General features: G+C 62.1%; 18 protein-coding genes. 13 read left to right on the plus strand and 5 right to left on the minus strand.

Annotation, left to right across the window (positions count from 1 at the left end):
* The first annotated feature begins 5 nt into the window (after window positions 1–5).
* From C7T36_RS27600 to C7T36_RS27655, 12 genes are all read left to right on the plus strand, one after another.
* A complete protein-coding gene (locus C7T36_RS27600; protein ID WP_239654774.1) occupies window positions 6–2,504 on the plus strand; it encodes an HAD-IC family P-type ATPase in 2,499 nt (832 codons plus the stop codon).
* A 115-nt stretch (window positions 2,505–2,619) separates the two neighbouring features.
* Complete coding sequence (locus C7T36_RS27605) at window positions 2,620–2,811, plus strand: antitoxin (protein ID WP_033234149.1); 192 nt, start codon at window positions 2,620–2,622, stop codon at window positions 2,809–2,811.
* 94 nt (window positions 2,812–2,905) lie between these two features.
* The gene (locus tag C7T36_RS27610) at window positions 2,906–4,567 is read left to right on the plus strand and encodes a Na+/H+ antiporter (RefSeq protein ID WP_033234150.1); all 1,662 of its coding nucleotides are present in this window, start codon (window positions 2,906–2,908) and stop codon (window positions 4,565–4,567) included.
* Window positions 4,564–5,778, plus strand: a complete 1,215-nt coding sequence (locus tag C7T36_RS27615; RefSeq protein WP_045069116.1) for a lipase family protein — start codon at window positions 4,564–4,566, stop codon at window positions 5,776–5,778. Before C7T36_RS27610 ends, C7T36_RS27615 begins: the two co-directional genes overlap by 4 nt.
* Window positions 5,779–6,996: a histidine kinase gene (locus C7T36_RS27620; RefSeq protein ID WP_033234152.1), complete on the plus strand. Its 1,218-nt coding sequence runs from the start codon at window positions 5,779–5,781 to the stop codon at window positions 6,994–6,996. It abuts the gene before it with no gap.
* A 51-nt stretch (window positions 6,997–7,047) separates the two neighbouring features.
* Window positions 7,048–7,839 carry a LytTR family DNA-binding domain-containing protein gene (locus C7T36_RS27625; protein ID WP_045069117.1) on the plus strand — a complete coding sequence of 264 codons (792 nt, stop codon included), beginning with the start codon at window positions 7,048–7,050 and terminating at the stop codon, window positions 7,837–7,839.
* Window positions 7,836–8,207 (plus strand): hypothetical protein, encoded by a 372-nt coding sequence (locus C7T36_RS27630; protein ID WP_033234377.1) that lies wholly within the window; start codon window positions 7,836–7,838, stop codon window positions 8,205–8,207. The genes C7T36_RS27625 and C7T36_RS27630 overlap by 4 nt, the downstream gene beginning before the upstream one ends.
* Before the next feature lie 11 nt (window positions 8,208–8,218).
* Window positions 8,219–9,970, plus strand: coding sequence for a cation acetate symporter (locus tag C7T36_RS27635; RefSeq protein ID WP_045069119.1), 1,752 nt, complete (start codon window positions 8,219–8,221; stop codon window positions 9,968–9,970).
* A 150-nt stretch (window positions 9,971–10,120) separates the two neighbouring features.
* Window positions 10,121–10,483, plus strand: a complete 363-nt coding sequence (locus tag C7T36_RS27640) for a DUF485 domain-containing protein (RefSeq protein WP_033234155.1) — start codon at window positions 10,121–10,123, stop codon at window positions 10,481–10,483.
* Window positions 10,480–12,117, plus strand: coding sequence for a cation acetate symporter (locus tag C7T36_RS27645; RefSeq protein WP_033234156.1), 1,638 nt, complete (start codon window positions 10,480–10,482; stop codon window positions 12,115–12,117). Before C7T36_RS27640 ends, C7T36_RS27645 begins: the two co-directional genes overlap by 4 nt.
* A gap of 70 nt (window positions 12,118–12,187) precedes the next feature.
* Window positions 12,188–12,619 (plus strand): SRPBCC family protein, encoded by a 432-nt coding sequence (locus C7T36_RS27650; protein WP_033234157.1) that lies wholly within the window; start codon window positions 12,188–12,190, stop codon window positions 12,617–12,619.
* 166 nt (window positions 12,620–12,785) lie between these two features.
* The gene (locus C7T36_RS27655; protein WP_239654775.1) at window positions 12,786–14,381 is read left to right on the plus strand and encodes a substrate-binding domain-containing protein; all 1,596 of its coding nucleotides are present in this window, start codon (window positions 12,786–12,788) and stop codon (window positions 14,379–14,381) included.
* Window positions 14,382–14,387: 6 nt separating this feature from the next.
* Here C7T36_RS27655 and C7T36_RS27660 read toward each other — a convergent pair whose 3' ends face one another.
* On the minus strand, window positions 14,388–15,296 hold the full coding sequence (locus tag C7T36_RS27660) for a transporter substrate-binding domain-containing protein (protein ID WP_045069124.1): 909 nt from the start codon (window positions 15,294–15,296) through the stop codon (window positions 14,388–14,390).
* A gap of 67 nt (window positions 15,297–15,363) precedes the next feature.
* Window positions 15,364–15,636, minus strand: a complete 273-nt coding sequence (locus C7T36_RS27665) for a WhiB family transcriptional regulator (protein WP_045069126.1) — start codon at window positions 15,634–15,636, stop codon at window positions 15,364–15,366.
* A gap of 116 nt (window positions 15,637–15,752) precedes the next feature.
* Between C7T36_RS27665 and C7T36_RS27670 the strand changes: the two genes are divergently transcribed.
* Window positions 15,753–18,023, plus strand: a complete 2,271-nt coding sequence (locus C7T36_RS27670) for an ATP-dependent DNA ligase (protein ID WP_045069128.1) — start codon at window positions 15,753–15,755, stop codon at window positions 18,021–18,023.
* 9 nt (window positions 18,024–18,032) lie between these two features.
* Here C7T36_RS27670 and C7T36_RS27675 read toward each other — a convergent pair whose 3' ends face one another.
* The 3 genes from C7T36_RS27675 to C7T36_RS27685 form a co-directional block, all read right to left on the minus strand.
* Window positions 18,033–18,494 (minus strand): flavin reductase family protein, encoded by a 462-nt coding sequence (locus C7T36_RS27675; protein WP_345770112.1) that lies wholly within the window; start codon window positions 18,492–18,494, stop codon window positions 18,033–18,035.
* A 74-nt stretch (window positions 18,495–18,568) separates the two neighbouring features.
* A complete protein-coding gene (locus tag C7T36_RS27680) occupies window positions 18,569–18,862 on the minus strand; it encodes a hypothetical protein (protein WP_033234161.1) in 294 nt (97 codons plus the stop codon).
* A 63-nt stretch (window positions 18,863–18,925) separates the two neighbouring features.
* The gene (locus C7T36_RS27685; protein ID WP_033234380.1) at window positions 18,926–19,108 is read right to left on the minus strand and encodes a hypothetical protein; all 183 of its coding nucleotides are present in this window, start codon (window positions 19,106–19,108) and stop codon (window positions 18,926–18,928) included.
* Window positions 19,109–19,151: the final 43 nt, after the last annotated feature.

The raw sequence follows: 19,151 nt of genomic DNA on the forward strand, positions 1-19,151 counted from the left end.
TGACCATGGCTCACGAGCACATCGGTTCAGAAGGCACGGCGACCTCGATCGCGACGGACGGTGACGGGGATGCCGTCGACGTTGTCCGGGGCCTGACCGCAGATCAAGTTGCGTCGCGGATCGCGTCGGGGCAGACCAACGACGTACCCGATCGGGCGTCTCGTTCGGTCAAGGACATCGTTCGTGGCAATGTGTTCACGAGGATCAACGCGATCCTGCTGGTGCTGCTGGTGATTGTTCTGGCAACCGGCTCCGTGATCGACGGAATGTTCGGACTGTTGATCATCGCGAACAGCGGTATCGGCATCATTCAGGAGATCCGCGCCAAGAAAACGCTGGACGCCTTGGCGATCGTCAGTCAAGCGAAGCCCATGGTCCGGCGTGACGGTATTGCTGTTGCGTTGGCCCCCAAAGATGTTGTGCTCGATGACATTATCGAATTGGGTTCGGGCGATCAGATTGTCGTCGACGGCGAAGTGGTGTCGTCGTCGGCGCTCGAAGTGGACGAGTCGTTGCTCACCGGCGAAGCCGATCCGGTACACAAGATCGTCGGTGAGTCGATACTCTCGGGCAGTTTTGTCGCCGCGGGCAGCGGCGCGTATCGCGCCACCAAGGTCGGGGGCGACGCGTATGCCGCGAAGCTCGCGGAAGAGGCCAGCAAGTTCACGCTCGTTCATTCGGAACTGCGCAGCGGCATCGACCGCATTCTGAAATTCATCACGTACCTGATGATCCCGGCTGGTGCGCTGATCATCTACAACCAGCTGTTCTCGAGCGGTGAGTCCCTCGGTCCGGCTCTGAACGGCATGGTCGCGGCCCTCGTTCCGATGGTCCCCGAGGGCCTGGTGCTCATGACGTCCATCGCTTTTGCCGTCGGCGTCATTCGATTGGGCAAGCGGCAGTGCCTCGTTCAGGAATTGCCCGCGATCGAGGGGCTCGCTCGCGTCGACGTCGTGTGTGCGGACAAGACGGGAACCCTGACCGAGAACGGTATGCGGCTATCGGAGTTGAAACTCGCCGACGGGTCTGCCGACGAGTCGGTGATCAAGGCCGCGCTCGCCGCGATGGCTGCGTCCGACCCTCGGCCGAACGCCAGTGTTCTGGCGATCCGTGAGTCCCTGACCGACGACGCAGGCTGGGGTGAAGCTACATCGGTGGCACCGTTCTCGTCTGCGAAGAAGTGGAGCGGGCAGTCGTACGGCGTCCACGGCAACTGGGTGCTCGGTGCTCCGGACGTGCTGCTCGATCCGTCGTCGGAGATGGCGCGTCTGGCAGAAGAAGTCGGTTCAAGCGGACTTCGTGTTCTCATGTTGGGCAGCAGCAACCTGCCGGTCGACGACAGCGACGCTCCGGGCGTCGTGACACCGGAAGCCTTGGTTGTCCTGGAGCAGAAAGTTCGCCCGGACGCGCAGGAAACGTTGGAGTACTTCGCAAGTCAACGGGTAGCCGTCAAGGTCATCTCCGGTGACAATGCCGTGTCCGTCGGTGCAGTGGCAGGTTCGCTCGGACTCGAAGGCGGCGATCGACCGATCGATGCGCGTGAGCTTCCGAGCGATCAGGAGAAACTGGCCGACGTACTTGACGGCGCAACCACCTTCGGACGCGTTCGCCCGGATCAGAAGCGAGAGATGGTTGCGGCCTTGCAGTCTCGCGGCCACACCGTCGCGATGACCGGCGACGGGGTCAACGACGTCCTGGCCCTCAAGGACGCCGACATCGGAGTCTCGATGGGATCCGGCAGTCCCGCGACGCGCGCTGTCGCTCAGATCGTGCTGTTGGACAACAAGTTCGCGACGTTGCCGTACGTGGTGGCCGAAGGCCGTCGAGTGATCGGCAATATCGAACGTGTCTCCAACCTGTTCCTGACCAAGACCGTGTACTCGGTGGTTCTCGCTTTCCTGATCGGAATCACCGGTGTGCTGTCGAAGATGCTCGACTTCGAACCGCTGTCGTACCCGTTCCTGCCGCGCCACGTCACCATCGCGGCCTGGTTCACGATCGGTATCCCCGCGTTCATTCTTTCGCTGGCACCGAACAACGAACGGGCCCGTTCCGGCTTCGTGCCACGCGTGATGCGACTGGCTTTGCCGTCGGGAATCATCATCGGCGTCACCACCTTCATCGCGTACGTGCTCGCGCACCGTAATCACGATCTGACACCTGAGCAGGAAGGCACCACTGCTCTGATCACGTTGATCATGATCGCGCTGTGGGTACTGGCCGTCGTTGCGCGACCGTACGTGTGGTGGAAGTTGGTGCTGATCGGTGGTTCAGTCGCCGGCTACCTGATCTTGTTCGCGTTGCCGTTCACCCGTGAGTTCTTCAAGTTGGATCCGAGCAATGTGGCAGCAACTACACTCGCGATCACTCTCGGTGCGGTAGGCGTCGTATTGGTGGAGGTGTCCTGGTGGGTCAGTGCCCGGTTGCACGGTGAGAAGCGAAAGCTGTTCACCACGCCGGACGATCTGCCCGGGGAACACCATCACGCGGAGGCGCAGAAGTAGTTTCCAGCCCCCCACCTTGATGGCGCCACATCGTTCGACCTGTGAGAATCTATGTGTGTGCGGAGGTTCTACTTTCCGCAGCAGGATGTGCATGAGCACCGGGAGAGGACACAAAATGGGTTTCTTGGACAACGTCAAGGGTCTGGTCGAGAAGGGCCAGGAACTTGCCTCGGAGAACTCCGACAAGGTTCACGACGCAATCGACAAGGTCGCCGACATCGCCGATAACAAGACCGGCGGAAAGTACGGCGATCAGATCGACAAGGCAGCCGAGGCTGCCAAGAAGGCTGTTCCCGAAAAGGAGTAGCCCGCCAGCAATCAGGAGCCCACACCTCGACGAGGTTGTGGGCTCCTGTGCGTCCGCTGGGTGACTTGTCAGTCTGGGCGGGCACAATGAACGGGTGAACTTCACCTGGATTCTGCTGGTCGTCATCGCCGCCATCGCAGTGACAGGGCTGGCGAACCGCCGAAATCTTCAGGCGCCTCTGGTTCTGGTAGCTGTGGGTTCGGTCGCGTCGTTCATCCCGGGAATGCCTCGGCCCGAACTCGATCCACACGTCATTCTGGGTGTAGTACTTCCGCCGTTGCTCTATTCGGCTGCGCTGAAATTCTCGGTGGCGACGTTCAAACGCAACCTCGCGGCGATCTTGCGTCTGGGTGTCGGGATGGTCCTCGTGACGGCCTTCGTGGTCGCCTTCTTCGCCGAATGGCTGGTTCCGGAATTCACGATCGGTGCGGCACTGGTGCTCGGCGCGGTGATCGCACCCACCGACGCGGTCAGCGCCGTGGCAGTGGGACAGAAACTCGGATTGCCCAAGCGCGTCATCGCAATTCTCACCGGTGAGGGTCTGGTCAACGACGCTACTGCGTTGACGTTGTTCACCGTCGCCGTCGCCGCGGTGACAGGTACTCGGATCGCCACGGATTCGCCGTTGTTGTTCTTCGCCTACGAAGTGGTCGGCGGAGTAGCAATCGGCCTGGTTCTTGCATTCATCGTGAAATTCGTGCGCGCTCGGATGTACGATTCGCCGCTCGAAACGGGTTTGGGCCTGGTACTTCCGTTTGCCGCGTATCTAGCCGCGGAAGAACTCCATGCGTCGGGTGTTCTCGCGGTTGTGGTCGCGGGCTTGGTGATCGGGCACTATTCGACGGATGCCTCGATCATGACGAGGCTGCAGGAACGGTCCGTCTGGTCGAGCCTCGACACGCTACTCGAGATGTTCGTCTTCGCCTATATGGGCCTGCAGTTGAGCTTCGTGATCGACGATGTCGTCAACGACGGTCTTCCGGCGGTCAACGTAATCCTGTACGGGCTCGCGGTGTTGGCGGTGGTCATCGTGATCCGGCCGCTGTGGTTGTTCCTGAGCTACTCCCGGGTGCGATTCGGAATAACGTTGCGCCGTGGGCAGCGTCAGAAACAGTTGACGTGGAAACAGAACGTAGTCGTGTCCTGGGCCGGGATGCGCGGCGTGGTCACACTTGCCGCGGCCGGCGGTATTCCGTTTGCACTCTCCTCCGGTGAACCGTTTCCCGGCCGCGGTGTCATCCAGGCGATCGCCTTCATCGTTGCGGTGGGAACGCTGCTCCTGCAAGGTTCCACACTGCCGTTCCTGATCCGCAGACTGGACGTTGCCGATCCCTACGAACAGTTGCGCACGCAGGAGCAAATGGAGTTGGCGCGCACCATCTCTCGTCAAGCCGGTGAGAAAGCGCTGGCCGACGTGGTGGCCAGTCCACCGCCAGGCGTCGCCGGCGCCGAACTTCAGGCAATCATCGAACGCGTGCGACGCTCGATGCAGGCCAGACTCCAAGTGCAGGAGACGGACGAGAACAACGATCGCGATACGGCAATGTGGAATGCGGGTGCATTGTTCGACAAGTTTCGGCATCAGTCGTTGCGTACACAGCGCATGGCGTTGATTGCCGCGAGGGACGACGGCGATCTCGACGACGAGGTATTGCGTACCGTGTTGGAGAGTCTTGATCTCGAAGAGGCTGCAGCTGAGGAACGGGTACGGCGCCGCCGCGCTCGCGCGGCGGCCGGAGGGGATGGCACAGCATGAGTGCACGACTGCGGCACGTGATCTGGGGGACGCTCGCGGCGAGTGCCCTTGTGGTGAGTTCGGCCTGTGGATCTGCAGAAACCGAGGAGACAGCGGGAACGCAGACGCAGTCCACCACATCTGTCGCGCAGGCTCTGCCCGCCCCGGTGAGCGCAGCACGCGGCGTTGTCTTCGAGGACCAACCGTTTGCGACAACCGCTGCCGCCGGAGCGAGCGCCCGGAAGATTCTGTACGGCTCCACATCCGGCGTCGACGGTCGCGAAACACAGGTGTCGGGAACGGTATTCATCCCACCGGGAACTCCGCCCGAAGGCGGCTGGCCCATTGTCTCGGTCGGCCACGGCACGACGGGAATCTCGGACGATTGTGCACCGTCAACGTCGCCGACGCTCCTCGGGGCGATGGGGTTGGTGGAGCCGCTGCTGAACGCGGGTTACGTTGTTGCCGTCTCGGATTTCGAGGGGCTCGGGACTCCTGATCCGCACCCGTACCTGCAACCGGATACCGCCGCCTACAACGTGATCGACGCGGTGCGCGCGGCACGCAACATCGTGCCGGACACGTCGGACAGGTGGGCCACGTTGGGACTCTCGCAAGGTGGTCAGGCGTCGTGGGCAGCTGCGGAGAAGGCAGGCGAATACGGGGACGGGCTCGAATTTGTCGGTGCGGCAAATCTTTCGCCCGCGGCCGACATCTCGCCGATCATCACCAGTGGGGCGGATGTGAATCTGTCACTGCCCCAACAATTGTTGCTGCCGTACGTTCTCGAGGGTCTGTCGCTGTCCCATCCGGATCTCGAGCGTGACGACTACGTACACGGAGCGTTTGCGGAGAATTACGAACTGCTGTCGTCGTGCCTCACGGCCAGGGCGCCCGAGAAGTTGTCGTTGGTGGGGAAGGTGACGCCGGCCGATACGCGCCCGGCTACTGACGCCGATGCCGATCGAATTCACGGCTGGCTGAGCGACATCGCCCTGCCGCGTGGGCAAGCGAGCGGCCCGATGTATGTGGTGGTCGGGGCAAACGACAACCTGATTCTCCCCGAGTGGACCGAGACAGCGGTGGCCCGGGCTTGTTCGGACGGCGACGTGATCGAGTTCGTGTCGCGGCCGGGGGAGGGGCATGCTGACGGCCGGGCCGTTCCCGGGGCCGTTCAATGGATTCAGGATCGTTTCAGCGGCGTACCTGCGCCCACTACCTGCGGGGCCTAGATGAGTCCGACGGTCGCGGTCCTGTTTGCCTGCGTGGTTGCCCTTCTCAGCGCGGCTCTGGCGGCGGTCTGGATGCGGACCAGACGCGAGGTCACCTCACCCACCGAACGAGCGGTGCACACGGCGCTGCATACGGCTTCCCTTGCCGCGCGGCCACTTCGGCGCGGACTCGACAGTGAATCGGCTGCCGAAGCGGCACCCCACTTGCGTGAATTGACCGGCGCTCGAGGTTTGGGCATCACCGACGCGGCGGGAGTTGTGCTGGCGTGGAACGGGCCGCACGAATCGATGGCCGAACAATTCCACGATGCGGCACTGCGGGCGATCGAAGGTGAGCGCCGAGTACTCGTGACCCATTCGGACCTGGTGCGGGGCAGTGACGATCACGCGGTGCGTGCCTTGATCGCCCAGCCGCTTCTCATCGAGGACAGCGGCGTTGTCGGGGTATTGGGGATCGTGACGACGGAGGACCCATGGCCCGGCATGCTCGGCGCGATCACGGAGGTCGCGCGCTACGCGTGCAGCCAAATCGAACTTGCGGATCTCGATGCGTCGCGGGCGCGTCTCGACCGAGCGGAAGTGCGGGCACTGCGCGCGCAGATCAGCCCCCATTTCATCTACAACGCACTCAATACCGTGGCGTCGTTCGTTCGTACCGATCCGGCGCGGGCGCGTGAGCTGATCCTCGAGTTCGCCGATTTCACGCGCTACTCGTTCCGCTCGGCGGGCGAGTTCACCCTGCTTGCCGACGAACTGCGCAATATCGATCGCTACCTGACTCTCGAGCGGGCCAGGTTCGGTGATGCGCTCGACGTGCGCCTGCAGGTGGCGCCCGAAGTGCTCAACGTGGTCCTGCCGTTCCTGGCGCTGCAACCACTGGTGGAGAATGCCGTCCGGCACGGTATCTCCGGCAAACCGGAGGGCGGCACCATCAGCATCGTGGCGGCAGACGAAGGCCCGGACTGCGTCATCAGCGTCGAGGACGACGGCGTCGGTATGGACCCGGACATGCTGCGGTTCGGTTCCCTCGACGCCATCGAATCCGGGGCCGGCCGCCCCAGCGCCCGGGAGGCCGCGCACGTGGGTCTGGCCAACGTCGACGATCGCCTGCGTGCGGCGTTCGGCAACGATTACGGCCTGGTGGTGGAGACCGCGCCGGGAGCCGGAACCAAGGTCAGCATGCGCGTGCCCAAGTTCAAGCAGGGCATTCGGGTGTGATCGGCGGCTTTGTGGGTTCAGTGCGGGTAACCGTGGGAATATGGGTGTGCTGTGAATGAGACTGACATAGGTGCCCAACTGACCGTGCTTGCCGTCGACGACGAGAAACCGGCGCTCGACGAGCTGGCTTTCCTGCTGCGCGCGCAAGAATCGGTGGCGCACGTCCACACCGCGTCGGATGCAACGACGGCGCTGCGGATCCTTCGTGACGGTGGCATCGACGGCGTTTTTCTCGACATCAACATGCCAGGACTGGACGGTTTGGAACTGGCCGGGATTCTTTCCAATTTTGCGACACCGCCGCCGGTTGTGTTTGTGACCGCACACGACGATCGGGCAGTGGCCGCCTTCGATCTCGGTGCGGTCGACTACCTTCTCAAGCCGCTGCGCGAAGAGCGGCTGGCGCAGGCGGTGAGCCGAATCGTGGGTCGCGCGGGGCGTAATCAGGCGGGCGCACAAGCCGATGCCGCACCCAGCGACGAAGTGATTCCGGTGGAACTCGGCGGCGTCACGACGCTGGTGCAGCGCTCGGCGGTGGAATGGGTCGAAGCCGACGGAGACTACGCGCGGTTGCATACGGCGGGTAAGTCGCATCTGGTGCGGATCCCGATTTCCACCCTCGAATCCCGATGGGCCGATGCGGGTTTCCTGAGGGTTCACCGTTCGTACCTGGTGTCCCTTGCCTTGGTGACCGGAATTCGCACCGTCGGGAGTGGTTTGGTGGTGACTCTTCGCCCACACAGCGGTAAGCCGCCGGTGGAGTTGCCGGTGAGCCGTCGGCATACCCGCGAGTTGAAGGATCGGTTGGTGCGCACCCCCAAGCAGAGTTGGTTGGCGCGGTGAGTGGGCACACCGATCCGCCTGCGCGTCAGCGGGTGGTGCTGGCGCAGCGTCACGGCGCCCGCATCGTGCGTACCCGGGTAGAGGTGCAGGAACAGACCGAGGTCGGCGACGCCATGATCCGGGGTCTGGTTCGTGCTCAGTTGGGCCTGGCGATCCGGCTGGCTGTGGTCGTAGCCGGATCATTGTGCGCGATACCGCTGTCGACCATGCTTTTTCCGGCGCTGTCGGATTACTCGGTGTGGGGGATCAGGCTTCCGTGGTTGGTGATGGGCGGCGCCGTGTTGCCCTTGCTGCTGATCACCGGGTGGGTGTTCGTGCGTCGGGCTGAACGCAACGAGCAGGACTTCACCAATCTCGTGGACGACTGAGCGCGGGCGCTGTGGGTGGGCAATCGATTCCGGTGTTGACGGTGTTGGGCATCGTGGCGGCAGCAGTGGCGACGGTTGCGATCGGAATCTACGGAGTGCGGCTTTCTCGCACCACGTCCGACTTTCTGGTTGCCTCCCGCACGGTGGGGCCGCAGTGGAATGCCACGGCGATCTCAGGTGAATACCTTTCTGCTGCGTCCTTTCTCGGTGTTGCCGGTCTGGTGGCCAAGTACGGGGCGGACGCGTTGTGGTACCCGATCGGGTTCACTGCGGGCTATCTGGCGCTACTGCTTTTCGTAGCAGCACCACTCCGTAGATCGGGTGCGTACACCGTTCCGGACTTCGCTGAATTCCGTTTGGGTTCACCGCGTTTACGTAAACTGGCAATGCTCGTGGTTGCGATGGTGTGCATTCTCTATCTGATTCCGCAGTTCCAAGGGGCCGGTCTGACCCTCAATATCCTTCTCGGCGTGCCGAGTTGGATCGGTGGGGTTGTGGTCGGGGTGATCGTCATCGCCAACGTCGTCGGTGGCGGCATGCGATCGATCACGTTCGTTCAGGCATTCCAATACTGGCTCAAACTGTCTGCGGTGGCGATTCCGGCTGTGGCACTGGCCTTCTACTTCTTTGCTGACGAACATGACGTAGGTGCTCCGGCGCCGCCGACGGTCAGCGAGCAGACCACCGTGGACATCACCACCGATGTTGTGGTGCAGGTGGCCGAACCGGTGACAGTGCAGGGAGGAACGGTGGATGGTCGCTCGGCCACGGGCAGTGTTGTCCTCGAGCCGGGTGAGCACACCCTCGGCGAGGGAATGTCGATGGTTCTGGAAGCCGGTGCAGCCGTTCCGGTGGTAGCCGGGGCGCCGGCGCACAATTCGGATTGGATCACGCCCGGTTGGGGATTCGGCGGTCCGCACCCGACGTATCAGGTGTATTCGCTGATGCTCGCGACCTTTCTCGGGACGCTCGGATTGCCGCACGTACTGGTGCGGTTCTACACCAATCCGGACGGGCGGACGGCGCGACTGACATCGCTGGCCGTCGTTGGTCTTGTTGGCGTCTTCTACTTTTTTCCGGTCCTGCTCGGAGTGTTCGCTCGGTTGTACGTTCCGCAGTTGCTGATCACCGGAACCTCCGACGCTGCAGTGCTGCTGTTGCCAGGTTCGGTGTTCTCGGGGTGGGGCGGGCAGTTGTTGGCAGCACTGGTGGCGTCGGGCGCGATTGCCGCGTTCCTCTCCACGTCGTCTGGTCTGCTCGTGAGCATCGCCGGTGTGATCAGCACCGACGTCCTACGAGGGCGGATACGCGATTTCCGGATCGCCGCCCTTCTGGCCGGTGCGATTCCATTGGCCATGTCACTTGCCGTGGTGTCGGTCGATCTCTCGATCACCGTCGGGTTGGTATTTGCCGTTGCCGCGTCGACGCTCTGCCCGTTGCTCCTGCTCGGCGTCTGGTGGCGCGGATTGACCGCGGTCGGCGCCGGCGCAGGCATGGTGGTGGGCGGCTTTGTAGCCGGGACGGCAGCAACGGTCGCGATCCTCGGCGGATTGTCGGAAACGGTGTTGAGCGGGTGGCCCGCTGCGATCTTCGCGTTTCCGGCCGCCGTCAGCGTGCCGCTCGCGTTCGCCACGATGGTTGTTGTCAGTAAGGCATCGAGCAAGCAGATACCTGCGGAGATAGCGCGGATCTTCACTCGTATGCATGCTCCCGAGCGTCTGGACATGGGTTCCGACCGCGAGGACGAGCTGCGCCAGCCCTGATTTCGGCGTGCCGCTGGTCGCGCTTGGGCGACCGTTCAGCGCACGACTCGACAGCTCACCGTGTGAGCGCCACCACAGCCATTTTATGTGACTCCGATCTCACTAACGTCTGGACGTAGTTCACTTCACACGCGAGGCGAGGAGCCGGCAGTGTCCACAGCAGAAGTCAGTGAGGGGTCGCCGCAAGAGCGGCGGACCCCGGATGCCCAGGCATTCATAGACATGCAAGCAAGTCCCGAGTTCCAGGAACTCCGGACGCGCCTGCGCAAGTTCGTTTTCCCCATCACTGCATTCTTTCTGCTCTGGTATGCGGTGTACGTCCTTCTGGCGACCTACGCCCACGACTTCATGGCGACCAAGGTCATCGGCAACATCAACCTCGGCATCATTCTCGGCCTCGGACAGTTCGTGACGACGTTCGCGATCACTGCCTGGTACGTGAAGTTCGCCGGCCGCGAACTCGATCCGCGTTCTGCTGCTATCCGTGACGAGCTGGAAGGCCCCGTATCGTGATCACCACACTCGCCGCGTCCGGGACGGATGTGGGAAACCCCGTCTTCAACATCGCGATCTTCCTCGCGTTTGTCGTCGGCACGATGACACTCGTCATTCGCGCCAGCCGCACCACGAAGAAGGCATCCGACTTCTACACCGGTGGCGGGCAGTTCACCGGTCCGCAGAACGGTTTTGCCATCGCCGGTGACTACCTTTCGGCTGCCTCCTTCCTCGGGATCGCCGGGGCCATCGCCGTTTACGGTTACGACGGCTTCCTCTACTCTATCGGCTTCCTCGTCGCGTGGCTCGTGGCCTTGCTTCTGGTCGCCGAATTGCTGCGCAACACCGGCAGATTCACGATGGCTGACGTATTGAGCTTCCGCCTCAAGCAGCGCCCGGTGCGTATGGCCGCGGCGATCTCCACACTTGCTGTCTCGCTCTTCTACCTGTTGGCCCAGATGGCCGGTGCCGGTGGACTTGTCGCGCTGTTGCTCAACATCGAAGGTAAGACCGGTCAGGCAGTCGTGGTCGCGATCGTCGGCGTGCTGATGATCGTCTACGTCTTGGTCGGCGGTATGAAGGGCACCACCTACGTGCAGATGGTCAAGGCCGTTCTACTGGTTGCCGGCGCCGGAATCATGTTCGTGCTCGTGCTCTTCGCGGTCCGGGGTAACTTCTCCCAGCTCCTCGCGGATGCGCAGAACGTGGTCAGTAACTCCTCCAACGAAGCTGTTGCCGGTCGCGACATTCTTGCGCCGGGCGCAAAGTACGGGCTGACCGGGATGACGCAGCTCGACTTCATTTCTCTCGGAATCGCTTTGGTGCTCGGCACTGCAGGCCTGCCGCACGTGCTGATGCGCTTCTACACCGTCCCCACCGCCAAGGAAGCTCGCCGTTCCGTCACTTGGGCGATCGCACTGATCGGCGCCTTCTACCTGTTCACGCTGGTGCTCGGCTACGGCGCAGCCAAGATGGTCGGACCCGACGTGATCCTGGCTGCTCCCGGCAAGGAGAACTCTGCGGCACCGCTGCTGGCCTTCGAGCTCGGCGGCACGATCTTCCTCGGCATCATCTCGGCCGTGGCTTTTGCCACCATCCTCGCGGTGGTCGCCGGTCTCGCGATCACGGCATCTGCGTCGTTTGCTCACGACATCTACGCCAGTGTCATCAAGCGCGGCAACGCAACCGAAGAACAGCAGGTTCGGGTTTCACGCATCACCGTTGTCGTGATCGGTGTCATCTCCATCGTTCTCGGTATCGGCGCCATGGGCCAGAACATCGCCTTCCTGGTGGCTCTCGCCTTTGCTGTTGCGGCCTCGGCGAACCTGCCGACCCTGCTGTACTCGCTCTTCTGGAAGAAGTTCAACACCACGGGTGCGCTGTTCAGCATCTACGGCGGTCTGATCAGCTGCTTGACGCTGATCGTGTTCTCCCCGGCCATCTCGGGCAAGCCGTCGTCGATGCTCCCGAACTCGGACTTCGCGTGGTTCCCGCTCTCCAACCCCGGCATCGTCTCGATCCCGCTGGCATTTGCCCTCGGCATCATCGGTACCTACATCGGGCGCAACAAGCCCGAGGATCCGGCCAAGCAGGCCGAGATGGAAGTTCGTTCCCTCACTGGCGTCGGCGTCGAGAAGGCAGTCGATCACTAGGGGCGCAGCCCCTGTGCGCCTTTCTGGTACCTCCGGTAACCAGAAAGGCGCACAGCGCTATTGTCCCACCATGGCAAAACTCACAGTGAAGATCGACGTCCCCCTTCCGCCGCAGGAAGTGTGGGACAAGGCATCAGATCTCAGTGGCTACGAGAATTGGCTTGTCGTCCACGACGGTTGGCGAGGGGAACTTCCCGAACAGTTGGGGGTGGGAACCGAGATCAGCTCAGTTGTCACGGTGAAAGGCCTGCGTAATCGTGTGCGCTGGACCATCAAGAAGTACGACGTGCCCTCGGCGCTATCGCTCAAGGGTGACGGCAAGGGTGGGGTCAAGCTGGGGCTCGAACTCGACGTCAAGGCCAAGGGGACGGGTTCGGAGTTGGCGTTGACCGTCGAACTCGGTGGCGCCCCGCTTTTCGGACCCATCGGTTCCGGCGTTGCTCGGGCTCTCAAAGGGGATATCGAGCAGTCGTTGGCGCAGTTCGTTCGAATCTACGCTTGAAACTTTGCAAGTAGTTACTTTGCGGCAAACATGAGTTAGGATTCTTTTCGGCGGGATAAACCGGGCATAGGTTTGTTATGAACCTGGTGCTCCGCCGGAGAGGATTCCGCATATGTCTGGTCGTCACGGCTCGTCCGGGGTACCAACAGCGTCTATGCCACGATCGGTGAAAGTACTGGTTGGAGTGCTGTCGGTGGTTGCCGTCGCAGGTTCCGCGGCGTTTGCCGTCACCTTCAGCAATCTGGGGGAGGATGCTCCGACGGTCACGCCTACCGCCGCGACATCGGAGTGCACACAGACCGACAATCTGGTGGTAGCAGTTGATCCGTCCATTGCCACCGGCGTCGAGGCGGTAGTGGCGACGATTGATCCGGAAAAGCTCGGTTGCGCATCGTTCACCGTGGTGTCCCAGGACTCGGCTCGAACCTACGGGGATCTTGCGCTCGGCGGTTCCGGCCCGGCGATCTGGATACCCGATTCGTCAGAATGGCTCGACAAGGCCGGGGCGGCTGGTCGTTCCGTCTCGAAGGTCAGTGAGTCGGTAGCGTCCACACCGGTGGTCACGGTGTCGAAATCCGGTGAAACTACCAGTCCGGCAAGCTGGCTCGACGTCCTGGCAGTTCCAGGACTGCATATCGGTGATCCGCTTTCCAGCGCTGTGTCCAGCGCACCCATCGTTGCCGCGTTTGCCGAAACTCAGGCGCGCGGCGGCGATACCGCGTCCATCTCGGCCGCATTGGTTCCCGTGGCACAAGCTCAACTCGGGAATGTGAAGGAAGCCGGTTCGACCATCCGCATAGAAAAGGTTGCCGCGGACAGCGGAACCGCGGTCACCACCGAACAGACGTTCATCGCGTACATGGCCGCTCATCCCGACGCTCGGTTGACCGCCGCAGTGCCGACGTCCGGCACGGTGTTCATGAATTACCCGATGGCGCTGACCGGAGAATCGACTGCACTGCCGGCCGCGCAGGTTCTCGCCGACGCACTCACGTCTGCTAGCGGCCGCACAGCCTTGTCCGGTCTGGGTTTTCGTGCAGCGGGCAACGAACCGTTGCCGAGCGGCGGCGTCGGGATTATCACGCCGTTGGTTCCGAGCGATCCGTCTGTGGTGGCCACAGCGCTGGCGCGCTACGAGATTCTGTCCCGGCCCTCCCGCGCATTGGCGGTTGTCGACGTCTCCGGCTCGATGGACTACATGGAGGGCGGCGTGACCCGAATGGCCGCTACGGCGCAGGCCGGCGACATCGCGATCCGAATGTTCCCCGCCAATGCGCAATTGGGTCTGTGGGCCTTCTCGATCGACCTCGGCGACGGCACCGATTACCGCGAACTCGAGCCTGTTGCGCGCATGGATGCGCCCGAGGGCGACACCGATCATCGGACCAAACTTCTGTCTCACGTCGACGAGCTACCGTCACTTGTCGGTGGCGGAACTGGGTTGTACGACAGTGTTCTGGCGGCATTTCGTCAGATCCAGAGCACGTATGACCCGTCGTCGATCAACTCGGTCATTCTCCTGACCGACGGGGCCAACGACGATCCGTCCGGTATTTCGCGGGAGGAGTTGCTCGACACTCTTGCACGCGAGCGCGATGCCGCCCGTCCGGTACCGATCATCACCATCGGCGTCACCGGCGATGCCGATACCGAAGTATTGAAACAGATTTCAGCAGTCACCGGCGGAAACAGTCACTTCGCACCCATGCCCGCCGATATTCCCAAGGTGTTTGTCGGCGCGATCAGCGGCCGTGGCAACTGATCGGATCTAGTCGAGGATCTTTGCGTCCGCAGTATCGGTGATCCATTCGGTGGCAAGAGCTTCGAGGGTTCCGTCGGCATACAGTGAGTCGACTGCGGCCGACACACACGCGGTAAGTGGACTGTTCTTCTCGAGGACGGCACCGAAGAACTCGGTGACGGCGTTCGGCCGCGGAAACTGTCCGACGATCACGGACTGTGGCAGTTCGGTCTCCGTGATGTGGAATCCGGTGGGAATGTCGACAACCAGGGCGTCGATCTCGCCGGCCGCCAATGCGGCCTTGGCTTCGTCGGTGTTGGCGTAACTGCGCGGCGGGGTTGACGGACTGATGGTCTCGGTGATGGCAAGCAGGCTGGTCGACCCGGCCTGTGCGCCAAGTCGGTACTGCGTCAGTGAATTCAGATCCGTGGCCTGTGCAGCGCCGTTGTTCTGCAAGGCAATGACCGACTGCGCCACCGCGTAGTACGGCGAGCTGAAATCGACGGACTCGCGGCGATCTCCGGAAATCGTGAACTGGTCGAGCGCGAAGTCGAAGTCTTTGCTGCCAGGCTTCAGCGCGTCGTTGAATGCGACGCTCGTGAACGTGACCTGATCGGGGTTGTAACCAAGTTTCTCGGTCACAGCGCGGGCCACTGCACCCTCGAATCCTTGCCCGTTCGACGGATCGCCGTTGTGAAACCAGGGCTCGTACGACGGCGAACCGGTGGCGATGGTGAGTGTGCCGTCGTTGGTGGTCGTGCCACTGCCCGGGCCGCATTCCGTCACGGCTGCAGTGGACGGAAGCTTGGTGAAGGCCTCGGGAATGCTGGTGGTGGTTTCCGGGACTGCAGCGGCGCTCTCAGGCTGAGTGGAGCATGAACTCAAGAGGATCGCGGAGGCGAAGATTGCAGTTACGGCAACGCAACGTCGTGGCATAGGCACGTTGCCATCTTGCCTGTATGTCCGGTATCGATGTGATCGGGGTCTTGTACCCGGCCAATTTTCAGGCTGCTGAGCGACGGAGAACGAGGCGTTCCGTTGGTGTCGTTCCTCCCCAGACGCCGTGTGGTTCACCGGTCTCCAGTGCAAAGTTCAGGCAGTCGTCGATCACCGGGCAGCGGAAGCACACCTGCTTGGCCGTTTGTTCGCGCGCAAGCCGATTGCGCCCGCGTTCCTCGCCGGGTGAATAGAAAACCGCTGGATCAACGGACTTGCAGGTTGCGAGCATGCGCCAGTTGTTGTCCACACACAGTTCCGACATGTGCTGCGTTGTCATCGTGGTTGTCCTTTCGGCTCGAGCCTCAGTGTGGCCGGTGAGGGTTGCGCGAGGACAGGGTTCCGATCGCAGCGATTTCTACTGCCGGATCACGGGCGCTGCAGCACAATGAAGAGATGGCGACGACTGATCGGGGCCAGATCACACTCGATGGCATAACCGTGCCCGTGACCAATCTCGGGAAGGTGCTCTATCCCGAGAGTGGAACCACCAAAGCCGACGTCATCGACTACTACACTCGAATTTCCGCAGTCATGATTCCCCATGTCGTCGGTAGGCCGGGAACGAGGAAACGTTGGCCGAACGGGGTGGACGGTCAATCATTTTTCGAGAAGAACCTTGCATCGTCGGCGCCGGATTGGCTGACCCGCGCGTCATTACAGCATTCCGACCGAGTGGTCACGTATCCCATTTTCGATTCAGTTGCTTCGCTTGCCTGGCTCGGTCAGCAAGCAGCCCTCGAATTACATGTTCCGCAATGGCGATTCGACGGTTCCGAGCGCGGGCCCGCAACCCGATTGGTGTTCGATCTCGACCCGGGTGATGGTGTCGGGCTGGCCGAATGCGCCGAGGTGGCCCGTTCCATCCGGGATCTTGTGGGGACGCTGGGATGGACAGCGTATCCCGTTACCAGCGGAAGCAAGGGTATTCATCTCTATGTGCCGCTCGATCGGCCGCTGGACGGCAGTGGTGCGTCGACCGTCGCCAAGCAGATCGCGGTGGGACTCGAGAAGATCCATCCGGATCTGGTGACAGCGACAATGGCTCGAAATGTTCGAGCCGGCAAGATATTTGTCGACTGGAGTCAGAACAACGCGGCCAAAACCACAATCGCTCCGTACTCGATGCGCGGGCGTGCCCAGCCTTATGTTGCCGCGCCGCGCAGTTGGGACGAACTCGACGACCCGAAGTTGCGTCACTTGCTGTTCGACGAGGTGCTCGAACGCGTTGATTCCGGCGGTGACTTGTTGGCTGCTCTCGATCCTCCCGTGGTGCAGCAGGATTCGTTGACACGATATCGAAACAAGCGTGCGGCAGACCGGACGCCGGAGCCGGTACCGGATTCGATTTCCCCCGGCGCGCTCGGCAATTCCTTTGTGATTCAGGAACATCACGCGCGACGCCTGCACTACGACGTTCGGCTCGAACGTGACGGTGTGCTGGTGTCGTGGGCAGTTCCGAAAGGGGTACCCACCACCGCGGGGGAGAACCGGTTGGCTGTCCACACCGAGGACCATCCGCTCGAGTACGCCACCTTCTCCGGCACGATCCCCAAGGGCGAGTACGGCGGCGGATCGATGACGATCTGGGATTCCGGCACGTACGAGACGGAGAAGTGGCGCGACGACGAGGTGATCGTGCGGTTGGACGGGAACCGAGTGCAGGGCAGATTCGCGCTGATTCGGACCAAAGGTGACCAGTGGCTGATGCATCTGATGAAGGATCAGAAATCCAGCTTCGGAATCGAGTTTCCGAAAGGGATCGAACCGATGCTCGCGACGCCCGGATCGCTCGAGGGTCTGGATGAGGACGAGTGGGCATTCGAGGGTAAATGGGATGGGATACGGGTGATTCTCGAATTTCATTCGGGCACACTGTCGCTCCGCAGCCGAGCCGGTAACGACAAGACCGGCGACTATCCCGCGCTGGCTGGACTTGCTTCGGTTCTCGACGGCCACGAGGTGGTTCTCGACGGTGAAGTGGTGTCGTACAACGCGGAAGGTGTCACCGATTTCGGTGCTTTGCAGCGCGGCGGCGAACCCGAGTTTCTGGCTTTCGATCTCCTGTATCTCGACGGAGTTTCCCTGCTGCGCAAGTCGTACACCGATCGTCGGACTGTGCTGAATGCGTTGGCCACGAAGGTCGGTGATCTTACCGTGCCGCCAGAGATCGACGGAACTGCGGCGGAAGCACTGGAGGGGAGCCGCGAATCCGGCTGGGAGGGGATCGTCGCAAAGCGTCGTGCCTCGGTCTACCTTCCGGGACGGAGGGGGTCGAGTTGGATCAAGGTCAAGAACTGGCGTACGCAGGAGGTAGTGATCGGCGGGTGGCGCACGGGTCAAGGCAATCGGGCCCGGGGGATAGGCGCACTTCTCATGGGAATTCCGGGCGAAGACGGGTTGAGTTACGTCGGCCGGGTGGGGACCGGCTTCACCGACCGCGACCTGGAAACATTGCTGGCGGTACTGGAACCCTTGCAGCAGAAGGAAAGCCCGTTCGAAGATGATGTTCCGACGGAGGATCGCAAGGGAGCGGTATGGATCCGCCCTGAACTGGTCGGTGAAGTGCGGTTCATGGATTGGACCGCGAGTGGTCGCCTGCGGCACCCCAGTTGGCGGGGGATGCGGGAGGACAAGTCGCCGACGGACGTGCGGCGGGATACGTAGGGGGAAACGCTATTCGTGTCCGGGCTCGAGGTCGCGGACGTCGGTGTAGGTGACAACCGTACCGAGATCGCCAGGTGCAGAGCCTGATTCGGGATCCAGTAGGAAACCTACGTGGTCTCCGAGAGGGATGCGGTCGATAATGCGTCCGCTGAACCATGCGGAGGACTCATCGAGTATCGGGAGTTCATGGGGGCCAGGATGCCAGGCGCAACGCGCGAACTTGTCGATATCGTCGCCGGTGGATCCCCCGAACAACGTTGCCAATTCGATGTGATCCCTCGGGATGACGTGGACAGCAAGAAATTCCGTCGTCAATGCTGTGTGGAACGTGTGATTCTTGTTCGACAGTCCAACGAGAAAACGCGGAGGAGCGATACTGACCTGAGATGCAAAACCGACCAGACATCCGGACCGCTGGTTGCCCTCGCCGGTGGTGACGACAAACATCGGGTAGTCGAGTTTGCCGACCAGTGTGTCGAATGCGCTTGTGCCGTTGTCGTCAGAGTTGCCGGGTGCTCCTCGAGTCCCGTTGGGGCGTTTGCCGATCAATGACCTTCCTGATCCGTGAGGTTATGGCCTTCGAGGCGCTTGACGCGTCGTCGCTCGAGAAGGACGGCGGCTACGCCCAGCACGAGGGACACAGCGCACACTGCGCCGGCGATCAATGCCCATCCCTGAAAACCGTAACCTAGTGCCACCAAGGTTAATCCGAGCGTGGCGAGCGCAAGCCCGATGAGAAGGTACCCGGGGTAGTTCCGTCCGTCGGCGATCCCTTCGCCTACGTGAGATCGATTGGTATGTGCGTCGTCGACGGGTAGGTCGCCGTTTGTTTCAGCCACTGTGTTCTCCGTTCTCGGAAGTCAACCCCGAAGGCATTTCGGTGTGTATATCTGTGTTGCGCTCTACCCGTTGTGCGGATCGGTCGCTGGTCCGTGTGTTGTTGCGCCGCCTTCGCCGGACCAGGGTTGGTCGCCTGACGGATCGGATTGGACGTCGCTGTCCGCATTTTCGGAACCTGAATCGGTTGTGACGGTTTCGACATCATCAGGTGAAACGTCGCCTGAGTTTTCTTGTTTGCCGGTCATCATGCCTCCTGGGTTCATCTCGACGGGAAGTCGAGGGAGCGAC

It is taken from the genome of Rhodococcus sp. AD45-ID (genome assembly GCF_003023755.1).
Classification (GTDB): domain Bacteria; phylum Actinomycetota; class Actinomycetes; order Mycobacteriales; family Mycobacteriaceae; genus Rhodococcus_F; species Rhodococcus_F globerula.

Bases quoted from the DNA above. Each gene is read 5' to 3' on its own strand.
- C7T36_RS27600 (WP_239654774.1), top strand. From the start codon at position 6: ATGGCTCACGAGCACATCGGTTCAGAAGGCACGGCGACCTCGATCGCG.
- C7T36_RS27605 (WP_033234149.1), top strand. From the start codon at position 2,620: ATGGGTTTCTTGGACAACGTCAAGGGTCTGGTCGAGAAGGGCCAGGAA.
- C7T36_RS27615 (WP_045069116.1), top strand. From the start codon at position 4,564: ATGAGTGCACGACTGCGGCACGTGATCTGGGGGACGCTCGCGGCGAGT.
- C7T36_RS27620 (WP_033234152.1), top strand. From the start codon at position 5,779: ATGAGTCCGACGGTCGCGGTCCTGTTTGCCTGCGTGGTTGCCCTTCTC.
- C7T36_RS27650 (WP_033234157.1), top strand. From the start codon at position 12,188: ATGGCAAAACTCACAGTGAAGATCGACGTCCCCCTTCCGCCGCAGGAA.
- C7T36_RS27660 (WP_045069124.1), bottom strand. From the start codon at position 15,296: ATGCCACGACGTTGCGTTGCCGTAACTGCAATCTTCGCCTCCGCGATC.
- C7T36_RS27665 (WP_045069126.1), bottom strand. From the start codon at position 15,636: ATGACAACGCAGCACATGTCGGAACTGTGTGTGGACAACAACTGGCGC.
- C7T36_RS27670 (WP_045069128.1), top strand. From the start codon at position 15,753: ATGGCGACGACTGATCGGGGCCAGATCACACTCGATGGCATAACCGTG.
- C7T36_RS27685 (WP_033234380.1), bottom strand. From the start codon at position 19,108: ATGACCGGCAAACAAGAAAACTCAGGCGACGTTTCACCTGATGATGTC.